This window comes from Streptomyces sp. NPDC013455 (assembly GCF_040632975.1).
Lineage (GTDB): Bacteria > Actinomycetota > Actinomycetes > Streptomycetales > Streptomycetaceae > Streptomyces.
The window spans coordinates 97094-114327 of record NZ_JBEYCX010000024.1; the positions used below are offsets into that span (position 1 = coordinate 97094).

A 17234-nucleotide genomic window follows, 5' to 3' on the forward strand; every position below is an offset into this window, starting at 1 on the left:
CACGCTCTCACAGCTTCCCGCCCCGCCCGCCGTCCCGCCGCGGCGGCGCGATCAGCGTCGACAGGTACGGCAGCGGTGTCCCGTCCAGCTCTGCGGCCGGCCGCACCGACTCCTCCGGCAGCCCCAGCGCCGAGCCCCACACGGCGTCCCCGAGCCGCCCGGTCTCCGCCAGCGCCTCGGCGACCTCGGCGGCCTGCCGCCCGAACTTGTACGCCACCACCGTTCCCGGCCCGGCCAGCGCCTCCTTCAGCACGGCCGACCCGGCCGTCACCGGGACCAGGGTGAGCGGCTCGGTGCCCTCCGTCAGCACGGCCCCCGACCGCGCCGCCAGATCCTGCATGGCGGTGATCCCGGGCACGGTCTCCACGACGACACCCGGCACCAGCTCCGCGATGGTCTGCGCGAGATAGGTGAAGGTCGAGTACACGTTCGGGTCGCCGATGGTCGCGAAGGCGACGGACCCGTGCCGGGTCAGCAGCCCGGCGACGGCGGCCCCGGCCGCGTCCCAGGCGGCCTCCCGCCGCGCCCGGTCGGTCCGCTCGTTCAGCGCGAAGACCACGCGGACGACCTTCTCCGCGGGCACGTAGTGCAACACGGTCGCCTCGGCCCGCCCCCGCTCCCCGGTGTCCATCACCGGAACGACGACGACCTCGGCCGCACGCAGGGCGTTGACCCCCTTGACGGTCACCAGCTCCGGATCACCGGGGCCGACCCCGACTCCGACCAGCCTGCTGCTCATGACGTCCGGCACCTCTCCACGAACCGACGGGCGACACCGGGCTCGGACGCCCAGTGCGTGTGCAGATAACTCGCGTGCACGCCCTGCTGTACGAAACCTTCGACCCGCCGGACCGGGGCCCGCACACCCCAGGCGGGAGCGGCGCCGGCGCCCGGCTCGACGGCCGTGCGGTGGAACTCGTGCCCCCGCATCCGCGTCCCGGCCGCCGCCAGCACACTGTCGCCGACGGCGACGGCGTCCCGGTAGCCGAGCGTCAGCCGTTCCGTCATCCGCGCGGTGGCGTCCAGCACGCCGCACATGGGCTTGCCGTCCAGCTCACGGCAGAGGTAGAGCAGGCCGGCGCACTCGGCGGCCACCGGGGCGCCGCTCGACGCCAGTGCGGCGACGGCCGTGCGCAGGGGCTCGTTGGCGGACAGCTCGGCGGCGTACACCTCGGGGAAGCCGCCTCCGACGACCAGCCCCGCCGCGCCCTCGGGCAGGTGCTCGTCCCGCAGGGGGTCGAAGGTGACGACCTCGGCTCCGGCGGCGGTGAGCAGTTCGGTGTGCTCGGCGTAGGAGAAGGTGAAGGCGGGACCGCCGGCGACGGCGACGACCGGCGCCGGCCCCCCGGCCGCCGACCGCCCCGACGTCTCGTCCGGGGTTCCGGCCGCCGACCGCCCCGACGTCTCGTCCGGGGTTCCGGCCGCCGACCGCCCCGACACCTCGTCCGGGGTCCCGGCCGGCCGAGTCGGGTGGTGGGCGGGCGAGGCGGGGGTCCAGGGGGCGGAGCCCCCCGGGAGCGGGCCCGCGGCACGGGCGAGCGCCTCCAGCGCCGGCAGGTCGCAACCACGGGCCACCTGCGCAGCCATCGCGGCCACGGCCTCCACCGCCGCGGAGCGCCGCTCGGCGACCGGCACCAGCCCCAGATGCCGCGCCGGCGTCTCCACCTGAGCGGCCCGCCGCAGCACGCCGAGAACAGGCACCCCCGCCGAGTCCAACGCCTCCCGGAGAAGCTCCTCGTGCCGGTCGGAGCCCACCTTGTTCAGGATCACGCCCCCGACCCGCACCTCCGGGTCCCAGGACGCGAACCCGTGCACCAGCGCCGCCACCGACCGCGAGTGCGAGGAGGCGTCCACGACCAGCACCACCGGCGCCCGCAGCAGCTTGGCCACGTGCGCGGTGGACGCCAGTTCACCCTCCCCGGCGGCGCCGTCGTACAGCCCCATCACGCCCTCGACCACGGCGATGTCACAGCCCCGCGCCCCGTGCAGGAACAGCGGGGCGATGAGCTCCGGCCCGCACAGGTACGCGTCCAGGTTGCGCCCCACCCGCCCGGTCGCGAGGGAGTGGTACCCCGGGTCGATGTAGTCCGGCCCGACCTTGTGCGGGGACACGGCGAGCCCCCGCGCGGCGAACGCGGCCATCAGACCCGTGGCGACGGTGGTCTTGCCGCTGCCCGACGAGGGCGCGGCGACGACCAGCCGGGGCACCGACGACATCACCACTCGATGCCCTTCTGGCCCTTCTGCCCCACGTCCATGGGGTGCTTGACCTTGGACATGTCGGTGACGAGGTCCGCGAAGTCCACCAGCTTCTCCGGCGCGTTCCGCCCCGTGATCACCACGTGCTGGGTGCCGGGACGGCCGCGCAGCACCTCGACCACCTCATCGGTGTCGACCCAGCCCCAGTGCATCGGGTACGCGAACTCGTCCAGCACGTACAGCCGGTACGTCTCGGCGGCCAGGTCGCGCTTGACCTGCTCCCAGCCCTCCCGGGCCTTCTCCTCGTTGGTCGCGTTGTCACCCTGGAGGTCCCGCTGGACCCACGACCAGCCCTCGCCCATCTTGTGCCAGTCGACGGTCCCGCCCTCGCCGGAGGCGCCCAGCACCCGCAGCGCGTTCTCCTCGCCGACCTTCCACTTCGCCGACTTGACGAACTGGAACACCCCGATGGGCCACCCCTGGTTCCAGGCGCGCAGCGCGAGCCCGAACGCGGCGGTGGACTTGCCCTTGCCCACGCCCGTGTGCACGACGACCAGCGGACGGTTACGGCGCTGACGGGTCGTCAGGCCGTCGTCCGGTACGACACTCGGCTGTCCCTGCGGCATTACGCGGCCCTCCCGCTCCGGAATTCCTTCACCAGCCCGGCGATCGAGTCCGCCCGCAGCTCGTCCAGCGTCACGGCGGTACCGCCGAGCTCACCCGCCAGCTGCCCGGCGAGCCCGAGCCGCACCGGCCCCGACTCACAGTCCACGACCACCGAGGCGACCTGCTCGGCCGCGAGCAGCCGCGCCGCACGCCCGGCGAGGGCGACCGGTTCCGGGCCGCCGGTGGCGCGCCCGTCGGTCACCACCACGACCAGCGCCCGCCGCGCCGGATCCCGCAGCCGCTCCACCCGCAGCACCTCGTGCGCCTTCAGCAGCCCGGCGGCGAGCGGCGTACGCCCCCCGGTCGGCAGCGACTGCAGGCGCGCGGCGGCGGCGTCGACGGAGGACGTCGGCGGCAGCGCGACATCGGCCGCCGACCCCCGGAACGTCACGAGCCCCACCTTGTCCCGCCGCTGGTAGGCGTCCAGCAGCAGCGACAGCACGGCACCCTTCACGGCGCCCATCCGCTGCCGCGCCGCCATCGACCCCGAGGCGTCCACCACGAACAGCACGAGGTTCCCCTCACGCCCCTCCCGGGTCGCCTGCCGCAGATCGTCCCGGCGGACCACCAGCCCCGGCCCGGACCGGCCGCGCGCCCGCTGGTGCGGTGCGGCGGCCTGCACGGTCGCGGCCAGGTGCAGCTTGGTCAGCGTCCCCCGGGGCCGCCGGGCCCCGGTGGTCCGCCCGTGCTCGGTCCGCGCCCGCGACCGCCGCCCGGCGGCACCCTCACCGATCCCGGGCACGCTCAGCACCTTCGTCCGGAAGGGCTCCGCGGCCGGTGCGGCCGACTGCTCACCCGCACCGGACGCCTGCGGCTGCCCGTCCTCCCCGGCCTCCGGCCGAGCGGCGCCGCCGCCGTCGCCTTGCGGTCCGCTGTCCGGCGCCGGCTGCCCGCCGCCCCCACCGGGACCGTCCGGACCGGGATCGTCGTCACCCTCCCCGTCGTCCCCGGAGAACTGCTCCAGCGTCTCGTCCAGCTTGTCCTCGTCCAGGCCCGGCGCGTCGAACGGGTTCCGCCGGCGCCGGTGCGGCAGCGCCAGCAGCGCCGCCTGCCGCACGTCCTCCGCGAGGACCTCGGTCCGCCCGGCCCACGCGGCCAGCGCCGTCGCCGTACGCGCCATCACGATGTCGGCGCGCATGCCGTCCACCTCGAAGGCCGCGCAGGTCGCCGCGATCTGCCGCAGCGCGCCGTCGCCCAGCCGCACCTGCGGCAGCAACTCCCGCGCCGCCACGACCCGCTGCCGTACGGCGGCCTCCTCCCGCGCCCACCGCGCGGCGAACCCGGCGGGGTCGTCGTCGTAGGCCAGCCGGCGCCGGACGACCTCCACCCGCTGGTCCGGCTCCCGCGAGGCGGCGACCTCCACGGTCAGCCCGAACCGGTCCAGCAACTGCGGACGCAGCTCGCCCTCCTCGGGGTTCATGGTGCCGACGAGCAGGAACCGGGCCGCGTGCCGCACCGACACCCCCTCGCGCTCCACGTACGAGGCACCCATCGCCGCCGCGTCCAGCAGCAGGTCCACCAGGTGGTCGTGGAGGAGGTTCACCTCGTCGACGTACAGGATCCCGCGGTGCGCGTCGGCGAGCAGGCCCGGCTCGAACGCCTTCACGCCCTCGGCCAGCGCTCGCTCGATGTCGAGCGCGCCGACCAGCCGGTCCTCGGAGGCGCCGACCGGCAGCTCCACCATCCGAGCGGGCCGCTCGGCGCCGGCGCCGGCCTCGTGCGGCCCGTCCGGGCAGGCGGGGTCCGGGGCGCCCGGGTCGCACGAGAACCGGCACCCGGGCACCACGGCCACCCGCGGCAGCAGCGCCGACAGCGCCCGCACCGCCGTGGACTTCGCGGTGCCCTTCTCGCCGCGCACGAGCACACCGCCGACCGCCGGCGACACGGCGTTCAGCAGCAGCGCGAGCCGCAGATCGTCCTGACCGACGACGGCCGTGAACGGGAACGGGGTGGTCACTGGTCGCCCTCCAAGTCGCCTTCCAGCTCCAGGTACGTCGCGCGCAGCCGCTCCAGCGTGTCCGCGTCGGGCTCCGCCCACAGGCCGCGGTCCGCCGCCTCCAGCAGCCGCTCGGTGATCCCGCGCAGCGCCCACGGGTTGGACTTCTTCATGAAGTCCCGGTTCTCCGGGTCGAAGACGTACTCGGCGCTGAGCTTCTCGTACATCCAGTCGTCGACCACGCCCGCCGTCGCGTCGTAGCCGAACAGGTAGTCCACGGTGGCCGCCATCTCGAAGGCGCCCTTGTAACCGTGCCGGCGCATGGCCGCCATCCAGCGCGGGTTGACCACCCGGGCGCGGAAGACACGGTGCGTCTCCTCACCCAGCGTGCGGGTTTTCACCTGGTCCGGAACGGCGGAATCACCGACGTACGCCTCGGGGTTGGCGCCCGTCAGGTGCCGGACCATCGCGACCATGCCGCCGTGGTACTGGAAGTAGTCGTCGGCGTCGACCAGGTCGTGCTCGCGGGTGTCCACGTTCTTCGCGGCGACCGCGATCCGCTTGAACGCCGTCTCCATGTCCCCGCGCGCCGCCCGCCCGTCGAGCCCGCGCCCGTAGGCGTAACCGCCCCACACCGCGTACACCTCGGCCAGGTCGGCGTCGGAGCGCCAGTTCCGCGCGTCGATCAGCGGCAGCAGACCGGCACCGTACGCGCCCGGCTTGGAGCCGAAGACCCGGGCCGTGGCCCGGCGCCGGTCACCGTGCCCGGCCACGTCCTCCTCCACGTGCGCCCGCACGTAGTTCGACTCGGCCGGCTCCGCCAGCTCCGCCACCGCCCGCACCGCGTCGTCGATGAGGGCGACCACGTGCGGGAACGCGTCCCGGAAGAAGCCGGAGATGCGGACGGTGACGTCGATGCGCGGGCGCCCCAGCTCCGCCAGGGGAACCACCTCGAAGCCCGTCACCCGGCGCGAGGCCTCGTCCCACACCGGGCGGCAGCCCAGCAGCGCCAGGATCTCGGCGATGTCGTCGCCCTGGGTGCGCATCGCGGACGTGCCCCACACGGTGAGCCCGACCGACTTCGGGTACGCGCCGGTGTCCTGGAGATAGCGCGCGACCAGCGAGTCCGCCAGCGACTGGCCGACCTCCCAGCTGAGCCGGGACGGGATGGCCTTGGGGTCGACCGAGTAGAAGTTGCGGCCCGTCGGCAGCACGTTCACCAGACCGCGCGTCGGCGACCCCGAGGGACCGGCCGGCACGTAACCGCCGTCCAGGGCGCGCAGGATGTGCCCGATCTCGTCGGTGGTCCGCGCCAGACGCGGTACGACCTCGTCGCACGCGAACTCCAGCACCGCGACCGCGTCCGCGGGTCCGGTGCCGAGCACACCCCGCAGCACGGCGGGGACGACCGCGCGGTCCCACGCCCGTGCCTCCATGGCCTCCGCGATCCGCCGGCACAGCTGCTCCAGCAGGTCGATCGCGTCGGCGGCGCTCCGGGACGGTCCCTCGACCAGCTCCGACAGCTCCACCGGCACCTTCACCGGGGCGCCCGGCTCGGCCAGCAGTTCCTTCTCCACCAGCCCGAAGTGGGCCGCCAGCGAGGCCCTCAGACCCGGCAGCGCGTTCGCCTGCCCGCCCCACACCTGGGAGGCGCGCAGCACGGCCAGCACCAGGTTCACCCGCGGTTCGCCGACCGGTCCGCCGCCCAGGATGTGCAGGCCGTCGCGGATCTGCACGTCCTTGATCTCGCACAGATAGCCGTCGATGTGCATGACGAACTCGTCGAACTCGTCGTCGTCCGGCTGCTCGTCCACGTGCAGGTCGTGGTGGAGCTCGGCCGCCTTCACCAGCGTCCAGATCTGGGCGCGGACCGCCGGGGCCTTCGCCGGGTCCAGGTCCGAGACGAGCGCGTACTCGTCGAGCAGCTGCTCCAGCTTGGCCAGGTCCCCGTAGGTGTCCGCGCGCGCCATCGGCGGCACCAGGTGGTCGACCACCGTGGCGTGCCCGCGCCGCTTGGCCTGGGTGCCCTCGCCGGGGTCGTTGACGATGAACGGGTAGATCAGGGGGGTGTCGCCGAGCACGGCGTCCGGCGCGCAGCCGGGGCCCAGGCCCAGGCCCTTGCCCGGCAGCCACTCCATCGTGCCGTGCTTGCCCATGTGCACGATCGCGTCGGCGCGGAAGCTGTTCTCCAGCCACCGGTACGCCGCCATGTAGTGGTGCGACGGCGGCATGTCGGGGTCGTGGTAGATCGCGATCGGGTTCTCGCCGAAGCCGCGCGGCGGCTGGATCATCACCACGACGTTCCCGAACCGCAGGCAGGCGAGCACGATGTCGTCACCGTCCACGTACAGCGAGCCCGGCGGCTCGCCCCACGCCTCCCGCATGGCTTCCCCGAGCTCCGGGTCGAGCGCGTCGAACCACGCGCGGTAGTCCGCCAGCGGGACCCGGGCGGGCGCGGCGGCCAGCTGCTCCTCGGTGAGCCACTCGACGTCGTGGCCGCCGGCCTCGATGAGCCGGTGGATCAGCTCGTCGCCCTCGGCCGGGTAGTCGGTCAGCGCGTACCCGGCGTCCCGCAGCGCGTCCAGCACCCGTACCGCCGACGCGGGCGTGTCCAGACCCACCGCGTTGCCGACCCGGGAGTGCTTGGTCGGGTAGGCGGTGAAGACGAGGGCGATCCGCTTCTCGGCGTTCGGCTTGTGCTTCAGCCGCGCGTGCCTGAGGGCGATCCCGGCCACCCGGGCGGCCCGCTCGGGGTCGGCGACGTACACCGGAACCTCGTCCGGGCCCTGCTCCTTGAAGGAGAACGGGACGGTGATCAGACGGCCGTCGAACTCCGGGATCGCCACCTGCATCGCCGCGTCCATGGGGGACAGGGCCGCGTCGGACTCCTCCCAGGCGGCCCGCGAGGAGGTGAGGCACAGGCCCTGGAGCACCGGGACGTTCAGCTCGGCGAGCGCGCCGATGTCCCAGGACTCCTCGTCACCGCCCGCCGACGCCTGCGAGGCGTGGGTGCCGCCGGCCGCGAGCACGGTGGCCACCAGCGCGTCGGCCCGGCTCAGCAGCTCGTACAGCCCGGCGTCCGCGCCGCGCAGCGAACCGCAGTACACCGGGAGGGCGTTGGCGCCCCGCGCCTCGATCGCCTCGCACAGGGTGTCCACGAAGGCGGTGTTGCCGCTCAGCTCGTGCGCCCGGTAGAACAGCACGCCCACGGTCGGCCGGCCGTCCCGCTGCTCGTACCCGCCGTGCACGCCGAACTCCGGCATCCGGCGCGGCTCCTCGAATCCCTCACCGGTCAGCAGCACGGTGTCGGACAGGAACCGGGACAGCTCCAGCAGGTTCGCGGGCCCGCCCTCGACCAGGTACCGCAGCGCCTCCGCCACCACACCGGCCGGCACGGACGACTCGGCCATCAGCTCGGCGTCCGGCACGCTCTCGCCGCCCAGCAGCACGGTCGGGATGCCGGAGGCCTTCAGCGCGGCCAGCCCGTCCTCCCACGCCCGCTTGCCGCCCAGCAGCCGAACGACGGCGAGGTCGGCGCCCTCGATCAGGCCCGGCAGCTCCCCGGCGACGTCGACCCGGGTGGGGTTGCCGATGCGGTAGCCGGCGCCGGAGGCCCGGGCCGCCAGCAGATCGGTGTCGGCGGTCGACAACAACAACACAGTGCTCATGCGGGCGCTCCCGGTGGAATGAAAGGCAGTCCTTGCGGCGCGCCCGACTCGATGAGCCGCCAGAGCGCGTCCGTGTCCGCGTGCTGTTCGATCAGGTCGCCGAGCCGGTCGAGCTGCTCCTCGCGCAGCGTGGCGAACGAGGTGTCCGGCGCGGGCACGAAGCGGCGGCCCGCGGCGGCGGCCACCTCGCGCAGGAAGGCGCGCCGGAAGCCGTCCGACTCCAGCGAGCCGTGCCAGTGGGTGCCCCAGGTCTGGCCGACCCGGCAGCCGTCCAGGAAGCGCTCGCCCCCCGTGACCTCGGCCACCCCGTGGTGGATCTCGTACCCCTCGACCCGCTCACCGAGGGCCTCGCCGGCCGGCCGGGTGAGGGTCTTCTCCCGGGCGAAGCGCACCCGGACGGGGAGTACGCCGAGCCCGTCGACCGCGCCGGCACGCGACTCGACCTCGTCCTCGATGTGCTCGCCGAGGATCTGGAAGCCGCCGCAGATGCCGAGGACGGGCCGGTGCTCGGCGGCCCTGCGGACCAGGGCGTCGGCGAGACCCCGCTCCCGGAGCCACGCGAGCGCCCGGACCGTGCCCCGGGTCCCCGGGACGACGACCAGGTCGGCGTCGGTCAGTTCCTCCGGCCGGTCCACGAACCGCACCACGACGCCCGGTTCGGCGGCCAGCGCGTCCACATCGGTGAAGTTGGACATCAGCGGTATCGCGCACACGGCGACCCGCAGCACGTCCTCGCCGACCGGGGGAGCGACGGCGGACTCCCGGACGGGCGCCCGCAGCGACACCCCCATCCCGTCCTCCTCGTCGATGCCGAGCCCGTGCCGGAACGGCAGCACGCCGTACGTCCGCCGCCCGGTCAGCTCCCGGAGCATCTCCAGCCCGGGCTCCAGCAGGCCGACATCGCCCCGGAACTTGTTCACCAGGAACCCGGCGACCAACTCCTGGTCCTCGGGCGACAGCAGGGCGACGGTCCCGAAGAAGGAGGCGAAGACGCCCCCGCGGTCGATGTCCCCCACCACCAGCACGGGCAGCCGCGCGTTGCGCGCGATGCCCATGTTGACGATGTCGGTCCGCCGCAGATTGATCTCGGCGGGACTCCCCGCCCCCTCACAGATCACCGCGTCATACGTGCCCCGCAGCTCCGCCAGGCAGTCCAGGACCGTGCCGAGCAGCCGCTGCTGGCGTCCGCCGTGGTAACCGCGGGCGCTCAGCTCCCCGACCGGCTTGCCGAGCAGCACCACCTGGCTGCTCTGCTCGCCCCCGGGCTTGAGCAGCACCGGGTTCATCAGCGCGGTCGGCTCCAGGCGGCAGGCCTGGGCCTGCATCGCCTGCGCCCGCCCGATCTCGGCGCCCTCACGGGTCACGAACGAATTGAGGGACATGTTCTGCGCCTTGAACGGCGCGACCTTCACGCCCTGGCGGACCAGCCAGCGGCAGATGCCGGCCGTCACGACGCTCTTGCCGGCGTCCGAGGTGGTGCCGGCGACGAGGAGACCACCGTTCACTTCCCACGTCCTTTCAGGAGTCGGCGTGCGGCGAGTGTGGTGCCGAGGGCGAGCAGGCCGACGCGGCGGGAGAGCCGTACGGCCCGCTCGATGTCGCCGGCCCGGACGGCCCGTCCCGAGGCGCCGTTGAGCACCGGGCGGTGTTCGACCCGGCCGCCGTAGGAGAGGGTGCCGCCGAGGCGGACGCCGAGCGCGCCCGCGAACGACGCTTCCACCGGGCCCGCGTTGGGGCTCGGATGCCGCGCCGCGTCCGCCCGCCACGCCCGCACGGCGCCGCGCGGATCGGGTCCGGCCAGTACGGCGAGCACGGCGGTCAGCCGCGCCCCCGGCCAGCCGGCCACGTCGTCGAGCCGGGCGGAGGCCCAGCCGAACCGGAGGTGGCGCGGCGACCGGTGACCCACCATGGCGTCCAGGGTGTTGACCGCCCGGAACCCGAGCAGCCCCGGCACCCCGGCCACGGCGCCCCACACGAGGGCGCCGACGACGGCGTCCGAGGTGTTCTCCGCGACCGACTCGACCACGGCCCGGGCGATGCCGTCGGCGTCCAGCGCCTGCGGGTCGCGGCCGCACAGATGGGGCAGCCGGGCCCGGGCCGCCTCGACGTCCCCGGCCTCCAGGGCGCGCCCGATGGCACGGGCCTCCCGGGCGAGCGAGGTACCGCCGACGACGGCCCAGGTGGCGGCGGCGGTCAGTGCGAGGGAGGCGGTACGGGAGGGGCGTACGGCGCGTGCGGCCAGCGCCCCGAGGGCGACGGCGCCGCCGGCGCACACGGTGGTGTGCAGGGCGCCCCAGCCGCGGTGGTCGTGCCACAGCGCGCCTTCCACGGCCCCGGCCGCACGGCCGAACACGGCGACCGGGTGCCCGCGGCGCGGATCGCCGAGGAGCAGGTCACCGAGGAGGCCGGCGGCGGCGCCGTACGCGTACGTGCGGTCGGCACCCATCGGCTCAGCCGGCCGTGGGCACAGGAGCGGGCCTGGTATCGGTCCTCGAACGGCAGCCGAGCATGGCGATATGTGTCCTCACTCAGGGTGTCCGCGCCCTGGTTCGACGTGAATCGGCGGCGAGAGTTCCTGGCTCCCGGGGATGGCTCCCCGGTGACAGTGGCGGGACCGCGCCGGATTCGCACCGGCTTCCTCTTCTGCCGCCGTTATGGCCTGGGCAGTCCACCACGCACCCGGAACGGCCGTCAACTTGCCTCTGACCTGGGATGCCGGACTGTGCTGAGGCCCACACCGGCAGCCCGCCGCGGGGCGTCGGGGGACCGGGGCGCGACGAGAACCGCTCGGGGGAGCGGCCTGCACCGATCCGCCCCGCACCCCCCGCACGGAGACCGGCTCCGCGGGCGCGTACGCCTCGCCACCGCGGGTTCCCTCCGTGTCCGTCACGCCCTCTCGGCTCCCGCGCCCGGACACGCGTCGGCCCTGCCGGGCCACCGCCGCAGCGGGCCCGGCAGGGCCGGCGTCGTGTTCCGGGCGGTCAGCCCTTGGCGACGATGAGGTGGATGCCGTACGCCACCGCCGCCGCGCAGGCCGCGAAGCAGACGTAGGCGCCGGTGACGGCGAGGCCGGCGGAGCCACCCTGTGCGGTGGCCTTCTCGCGCCGGTTCAGGCCCGCGATGCCGAGCGTGAACAGGGTCACCAGGCCGACGCTGAACACGAGGCTGGCGCCGAAGACGGAGCCGAGGGCCGCCCAGTCGATCTTCATGGGGATGCTTCCTTCAGTAACCGTGTGCTCGGGGTCAGACCGTGGCGGCCGGCGGAGCGGCCGGGGCCGGCTCGGCGGCCGGGGCGGGGATCGTGGCCGTCAGGTCCTCGGTGACCGCGCCGACGGGCGGCGGGGTCACGGCGGCGATGGCGGTGGTCACCACGCCGGCCGGCTCGTCGGTGTCGGCCATCACGTTGGTGTGGTCGACGACCTCGCGGCGGGAGATCTTCCAGATGGCGGCGCTGGCGGCGACCAGGAAGACGGCGACGGCGGCTGTGCCCCAGTCACCCAGGTCGGTGACGGCCTCGGCGCCCGCGCCGACCAGCGCGGCGGCCGGGAGCGTGAGGCCCCAGGCGATGAACATGCGGGTCGCGGTCGACCAGCGGACGACGCCGCCCTTGCGGCCGAGGCCCGCGCCCATCACGGAGCCGGAGACGACGTGCGTGGTGGAGAGGGAGAAGCCGAGGTGGGAGGAGGCCAGGATGGCGGTCGCGGCGCTGGTCTGCGCGGCGAAGCCCTGGCGCGGCTCCAGGTCGGTCAGGCCCTTGCCCATGGTGCGGATGATGCGCCAGCCGCCGATGTAGGTGCCGAGCGCGATGGCCAGGCCGGCCGAGAGGATCACCCAGGTGGGAGGGTTGGAGCCGGGCGCGATGGCGCCGCCCGCGATCAGCGCGAGGGTGATGATGCCCATCGTCTTCTGCGCGTCGTTGGTGCCGTGGGCGAGGGAGACCAGGCCGGCGGAGGCGATCTGGCCGGCGCGGTAGCCCTTGCGGGTGGCCTCGCCGTCGGCGGTTCCGCCGATGCCGTACGAGAACCGGGTGGCCAGCAGCGACGCGAGACCCGCCACGATCGGCGCGGCGACCGCGGGCAGCAGCACCTTGGTGACCAGGACGTCGCCGTGCACCGCGCCGAAGCCGGCGGAGGCGATGGTGGCGCCGACCAGGCCGCCCATCAGGGCGTGCGAGGAACTGGAGGGCAGGCCCACCAGCCAGGTCAGCAGGTTCCAGAGGATCGCGCCGACCAGGGCGGCGAAGATGACCTCGGGACGGATGCCGCTCTCGTCGACGAGACCCTTGGAGATCGTGTTGGCGACCTCCACGGAGAGGAAGGCGCCCACGAGGTTGAGGACGGCGGACATGGTCACCGCGATCTTCGGCTTCAGGGCGCCTGTGGAGATGGTGGTGGCCATCGCGTTCGCGGTGTCGTGGAAACCGTTCGTGAAATCGAACGCGAGTGCGGTTACCACCACAATCGCGAGGATCAGCGAGAAGCTTTCCATTTACCCAGGCAATCGTTCGAGGTCATTGGCTGGTCGAACGTAGGCAACCTGGGTGAACGGAAGATGAACTGGGGCGGGCGTCGGGATGTCCGAAGGGCATGTTCATGATTCCGCTTCGGCCACTCGCCCCAGGCGCCCCTTGGCTACCGGCCCCGCGCGAAGGCCCGCAGCCGCGCCGCGGACCCGTTGAAGAGATTCTGGTCACCCGGCAGCCCGCCCTTGACGCCGTACTGCCAGAACGTCCAGTCACGCCAGCCGCCGGGCAGCGCCCCGGGCCGGGCGGCACCGTGCCGGGCGAGCCACAGCGGGTGGGAGGAGAAGGCGCGGCCGTCGCCGGTGCACTGCCTCCACCACTCGGTGGTGGTGTAGATCACCGGCCGGCGGCCGGTCTCCCGCTCGACCTCGTCGCCGAACGACCGGATCCAGCGGACCATGCGCTCCTTGTCCAGCCCGTAGCACACGTGCTCCTCGCTGTACGGGTTGTACTCGATGTCGAGCGCCGGCGGCAGCGTCCAGCCGTCCGCCCGCCAGCCGCCGCCGTGCCGCAGGAAGTACGCGGCCTGCCGGGCGCCGGAGGACCGGTCCGGCCTGGCGAAGTGGTACGCGCCCCGGATCAGTCCGGCCTCGCGGGCGCCGCGGTACTGTCCGGAGAAGTAGGGGTTGCGGTAGTCGGTGGACTCGGTCGCCTTGACGTAGACGAACCGCGCGCCCCCGGCCCGGGCCTCCGGCCAGTCGACGCGCTCCTGGTGGGACGACACGTCATGCCCCCGCGGCAGCGCCCGCACGGACACCGCCGGCCCACTCGCTTCCCCCGGCCCGACGGCGCTCGCGGGTCCGGCGGCATTGGCGAATCCGACGGCGCTCGCGGGTCCGGCGGCTTCCGCCGGGCCGGCCGACGCGGTCGCGGGCGAGGCGCCGGCGGTCGCGGGGCCGGCGGTCGCGGGGCCGGTGAGGCCGAGGACCGCCGCTGCGGCCGCCGCGAGGACACCGGCGCGGCGGCGGACGAGGGTGCGTACACGTGCCATGGCGTCTCCCCGGGGTGCGGACGGCGGACGCCCCCGCACGCGCGGGCGGCGGCGGTCGTCCGGATCGTCCAGTGGGCAAGAGAGATCATTGAAGACCCGCTGCCCGCCCGGTCCGCACCGGTGGCAGGTGTTTCCCGGCGAGATCCGCCCGTTCGGCCGCAGGGTTTCCGGACCCGAACGGCCGCACCGCCCGCTCGCCCCGCTCCGGCTGGCAGGATCGCGGCATGGCTGAACTGCGGCGGAACACGGACGACGAACGACGGGACGCGCACCGCGACGAGGCGGAGCTCTGGGCGGAACTGGTCGGGACGGCCCGCCGGACGGTCACCGACGGACTGGTGGTCGGCACCTCCGGCAACGTCTCCGTCCGCTGCGGCGACCTCGTGCTGGTCACCCCCTCCGGCGTCCCCTACGACCGGCTCACCCCCGCCGACATCACCGGCGTCGACCTCACCGGACGCCAGGTGCTCGGCACGCTGGTGCCGACCAGCGAGCTGCCCATGCACCTCGCCGTCTACCGCACCACCGACGCCCGCGCCGTCGTCCACACCCACGCCGTACACGCGACGGCGGTCTCCACGCTCGTGCCCGAGCTCCCGCTGGTCCACTACATGGCCGCCGCTCTCGGCGGACCCGTCCGGGTCGCCCCCTACGCGGCCTACGGCACCGACGAGCTGGCCGAGAACATGCTCCGCGCCCTGGCCGGCCGTTCCGGCTGCCTGCTGCAGAACCACGGCATGGTCACCTACGGCGCCACGCTCGCCCAGGCCTACGACCGCACCGCCCAGCTGGAGTGGATGTGCCGCCTGTGGCTGACGGCGTCCTCGGTACCGGGTCTGGCACCGTCCCTGTTGTCGGAGGCACAACTGGCCGAGGCCGGGGAACGCTTGAAGGGGTACGGCCAACGGAGGTGACCCCTTGCCGAGCGACAAGCCCCTGCGCACCCCACCGATCCCGCTCGCCCTGCTCCGCCGGGCCGGTGCCCGGGCACGCGGGGCCCTTCCCGGTGCCCCGGAGGCGTCCGCCCTCCGGCGCCGCCCACCGCGCACCGTGCTCCCGCTGGTCGCGGGCCGCCTCCGCCAGGACACTGGAGCCGTGCGCACCGCCAAGGCGACCGCCACCGCGCTCACCGCGGTCCTGGCCGCCGGCACGGCGTCCGTGGTCGCCGGCCGGCTCGCCAGCGACGCCGCGCTGAAGGCGTCCGCCGGCCGCCCCCTGCCCACCGAGCCCGGCCTCACCGTGCACGGCACGGCCGCCGGCCAGATCGCGCTCACCCGCGACCTGGTCGCCCTGCGCCCCGGCACCTACGGCCTCGCCGGAGACGGCTCCCACGCGGTCGTCGGCCCCGTCCTGGACGCGGCCGCGCACACCGCCGACACCGTCGTGCGCCGCCTGGAACGCGTCACGCACGGGACCCTCACCGCCGGCGACACGGTCCGGCTCACCCCCAACCTGTACGTCGGCGACCCCGGTGCCGCCCTCGGCCTGGACCACGCCGACGTCGACGTGCCCGGCGAACTCGGCGGCCTGCCCGCCTGGTTCGTGCCCGGACAGCGGGACACCTGGGTGATCGCCGTACACGGCCTCGGCACCACCCGGGAACACGCCATGAACGTCATGCGGTTCCTGCACGGCCGCCGGCTGCCGGTCCTCGCCCTCGCCTACCGCGGCGACCTCGGCGCCCCACGCCCGCCGGACGGGCTGAACCACCTCGGCGAGACCGAGTGGCGGGACGTCGAGGCGGCCGTCCGCTACGCCGTCCGCCACGGCGCCCGCCGGGTCGTGCTGCTCGGCTGGTCCACCGGCGCCACGATGGCCCTGCGCGCCGCCGAGCACTCCGCCGTCCGCGACCGCATCGCCGGGCTCGTCCTGGACTCCCCGGTACTCAGCTGGGAGGCCACCCTGCGCGCCCTGGCCAGGGCCCGGCACACCCCGCAGCCGCTGCTGCCGCTCGCCGTGCGGGCCGCGCAGGGCCGGGCCGGACTGCACACCGACCGGTTCACCGCTGCCGCCGACTCCGCCCGGCTGCGCGTCCCCACCCTGGTCGTCCACGGGCCGGACGACCAGGTGGCCCCCTTTGAGTTCTCCCGCGCCCTCGCCCGGCGCCGGGCCGATCTCGTCGCCCTGCACACCGTCCCGCACGCCCCGCACGCGGCGATGTGGAACGCGGACCCCGCGGAGTACGAGGAGCGGCTGCGCCGGTTCCTGACCCCGCTGATGTGACGCCCTGCCCCCGGCCGCCGGGCGGCCCGGTGCCGAGCGTTCCGCTTCCTGTCGTACAGCTGGCTCGATCGCATCCCTCGGGCCCACCCGCACCGGGTGCGTTGGCCAGTCCCGTCGCCCGACGTGACATTCCGTTTGGGTTTTCGGACCGTCAACCGGAAGACTGCACCCGTGACGTCCCGTATCCCGCGCGACTCCAGGCTCCGACTCGTCCGACCGCGACCCCTGGCCGCCGCCCCCAGAGCTGTGAACCAGCGACGCCCAGGCCGCCCCGCACCCCGGCCGCCGGAGGGCACACCCGCCCGCGCCGAGCTGGCCGGAATGGCCCGTACCGGCCTGGCCGGCGCGGCCCGCGTCGCCCGCTGGGCCGATGCCGCCCTCGGCCCCGGCCAGGGCGGTGCCACCGCCGACGGCAAGGCCACCCTCTCCGACGCCACCGCCGAACGCGCCGCCGCCGACCTCGGCCTGAGCGTCGCTCAGGTCCGTGCCGACTGGGACACCGCCCGCCTCGCCGGACTGGTCGAGGTGCACGGCGACAGCGCGCGCCCCGGCTGGCGGCTGCGTGCCTGGGACCGCGACGACAGCGCCGTGCTGCGCGGCTGGGTCGCCCTCTTCGACGCCTGGTCCCTCGCCTGCCCCGAACCCGCCGGGCACGAGCCGGCCGCCGTCGCCGAGGTCGTCTCGGCCATGCCCCAGGTGCTCTCCTTCCTCCAGCTGTCGGCCGGCCCGGTCCCCGTCGAGCAGCTGCTCGACCTGCTCCAGCAGCGGGTCACCGAACTGCGCACCGAACGCTGCGAGGTCTCCTACGAGCCCGGCACCGGCCGGCCCGCCGGAACCCCCGGCCCGGCGGACCCCGCCCCCGCCGCGCACGCCCCGCTCGCTCCGCTGCTCGACTGGGCGCTGCGGGCCCTCGCCGCCGTCGGCGCCCTCACCTACGGCGACGGCCAGGCCGTCCTCACGCCGCTGGGCAGCTGGGCGGTGTGGGTGAAGCTGGAGCAGATCTGCGTGGCCGCGCAGAGCCCGGCCGGC

Annotated in this window: 12 protein-coding genes, 1 pseudogene and 1 riboswitch; of the genes and pseudogenes, 3 read left to right on the forward strand and 10 right to left on the reverse strand. The window is 74.8% G+C overall.

Annotated features, from left to right (window positions below; translation table 11 throughout):
* Positions 1-7 precede the first annotated feature (7 nt).
* The 10 genes from cobI to ABZ576_RS30195 all read right to left on the reverse strand — a co-directional run bounded on the left by cobI (position 8) and on the right by ABZ576_RS30195 (position 13982).
* Complete coding sequence (cobI, locus tag ABZ576_RS30150; RefSeq protein ID WP_360747709.1) at positions 8-739, reverse strand: precorrin-2 C(20)-methyltransferase; 732 nt, start codon at positions 737-739, stop codon at positions 8-10.
* Entirely contained in the window at positions 736-2217 is a 1482-nt protein-coding gene (locus tag ABZ576_RS30155) for a cobyrinate a,c-diamide synthase (RefSeq protein ID WP_360747712.1), read from the reverse strand. The genes cobI and ABZ576_RS30155 overlap by 4 nt, the downstream gene beginning before the upstream one ends.
* A complete protein-coding gene (cobO, locus tag ABZ576_RS30160; RefSeq protein ID WP_360747715.1) occupies positions 2217-2825 on the reverse strand; it encodes a cob(I)yrinic acid a,c-diamide adenosyltransferase in 609 nt (202 codons plus the stop codon). Before cobO ends, ABZ576_RS30155 begins: the two co-directional genes overlap by 1 nt.
* A complete protein-coding gene (locus tag ABZ576_RS30165) occupies positions 2825-4822 on the reverse strand; it encodes a putative cobaltochelatase (protein WP_360747718.1) in 1998 nt (665 codons plus the stop codon). Before ABZ576_RS30165 ends, cobO begins: the two co-directional genes overlap by 1 nt.
* Positions 4819-8469 carry a cobaltochelatase subunit CobN gene (gene cobN, locus ABZ576_RS30170; protein WP_360747721.1) on the reverse strand — a complete coding sequence of 1217 codons (3651 nt, stop codon included), beginning with the start codon at positions 8467-8469 and terminating at the stop codon, positions 4819-4821. Before cobN ends, ABZ576_RS30165 begins: the two co-directional genes overlap by 4 nt.
* Positions 8466-9974 carry a cobyric acid synthase gene (locus ABZ576_RS30175; protein ID WP_360747724.1) on the reverse strand — a complete coding sequence of 503 codons (1509 nt, stop codon included), beginning with the start codon at positions 9972-9974 and terminating at the stop codon, positions 8466-8468. Before ABZ576_RS30175 ends, cobN begins: the two co-directional genes overlap by 4 nt.
* Positions 9971-10915 (reverse strand): cobalamin biosynthesis protein, encoded by a 945-nt coding sequence (locus ABZ576_RS30180; RefSeq protein WP_360747727.1) that lies wholly within the window; start codon positions 10913-10915, stop codon positions 9971-9973. Before ABZ576_RS30180 ends, ABZ576_RS30175 begins: the two co-directional genes overlap by 4 nt.
* Positions 10916-11015: 100 nt before the next feature.
* A riboswitch (cobalamin riboswitch) is annotated at positions 11016-11157 on the reverse strand.
* Between the two features lie 293 nt (positions 11158-11450).
* Positions 11451-11678 carry a hypothetical protein gene (locus ABZ576_RS30185; protein ID WP_360747730.1) on the reverse strand — a complete coding sequence of 76 codons (228 nt, stop codon included), beginning with the start codon at positions 11676-11678 and terminating at the stop codon, positions 11451-11453.
* 34 nt (positions 11679-11712) lie between these two features.
* Positions 11713-12957: an inorganic phosphate transporter gene (locus tag ABZ576_RS30190; protein ID WP_360747733.1), complete on the reverse strand. Its 1245-nt coding sequence runs from the start codon at positions 12955-12957 to the stop codon at positions 11713-11715.
* 143 nt (positions 12958-13100) lie between these two features.
* On the reverse strand, positions 13101-13982 hold the full coding sequence (locus tag ABZ576_RS30195) for a lysozyme (RefSeq protein WP_360747736.1): 882 nt from the start codon (positions 13980-13982) through the stop codon (positions 13101-13103).
* 224 nt (positions 13983-14206) lie between these two features.
* On the opposite strand from ABZ576_RS30195, the gene ABZ576_RS30200 reads away from it, so the two are divergent.
* From ABZ576_RS30200 to ABZ576_RS30210, 3 genes and pseudogenes are all read left to right on the forward strand, one after another.
* Positions 14207-14896, forward strand: coding sequence for a class II aldolase/adducin family protein (locus tag ABZ576_RS30200; RefSeq protein ID WP_360747739.1), 690 nt, complete (start codon positions 14207-14209; stop codon positions 14894-14896).
* A 181-nt stretch (positions 14897-15077) separates the two neighbouring features.
* Positions 15078-16205: an alpha/beta fold hydrolase gene (locus tag ABZ576_RS30205; protein WP_360747760.1), complete on the forward strand. Its 1128-nt coding sequence runs from the start codon at positions 15078-15080 to the stop codon at positions 16203-16205.
* Between the two features lie 321 nt (positions 16206-16526).
* A pseudogene (locus tag ABZ576_RS30210) lies at positions 16527-17234 on the forward strand (hypothetical protein); the annotation flags it as partial.

Excerpts from the sequence above, each read along its gene's own strand:
- ABZ576_RS30195 (WP_360747736.1), bottom strand. The coding sequence starts at position 13,982 with ATGGCACGTGTACGCACCCTCGTCCGCCGCCGCGCCGGTGTCCTCGCG.
- ABZ576_RS30190 (WP_360747733.1), bottom strand. The coding sequence starts at position 12,957 with ATGGAAAGCTTCTCGCTGATCCTCGCGATTGTGGTGGTAACCGCACTC.
- cobO (WP_360747715.1), bottom strand. The coding sequence starts at position 2,825 with ATGCCGCAGGGACAGCCGAGTGTCGTACCGGACGACGGCCTGACGACC.
- ABZ576_RS30155 (WP_360747712.1), bottom strand. The coding sequence starts at position 2,217 with ATGTCGTCGGTGCCCCGGCTGGTCGTCGCCGCGCCCTCGTCGGGCAGC.
- cobI (WP_360747709.1), bottom strand. The coding sequence starts at position 739 with ATGAGCAGCAGGCTGGTCGGAGTCGGGGTCGGCCCCGGTGATCCGGAG.
- ABZ576_RS30180 (WP_360747727.1), bottom strand. The coding sequence starts at position 10,915 with ATGGGTGCCGACCGCACGTACGCGTACGGCGCCGCCGCCGGCCTCCTC.
- ABZ576_RS30185 (WP_360747730.1), bottom strand. The coding sequence starts at position 11,678 with ATGAAGATCGACTGGGCGGCCCTCGGCTCCGTCTTCGGCGCCAGCCTC.
- cobN (WP_360747721.1), bottom strand. The coding sequence starts at position 8,469 with ATGAGCACTGTGTTGTTGTTGTCGACCGCCGACACCGATCTGCTGGCG.
- ABZ576_RS30200 (WP_360747739.1), top strand. The coding sequence starts at position 14,207 with ATGGCTGAACTGCGGCGGAACACGGACGACGAACGACGGGACGCGCAC.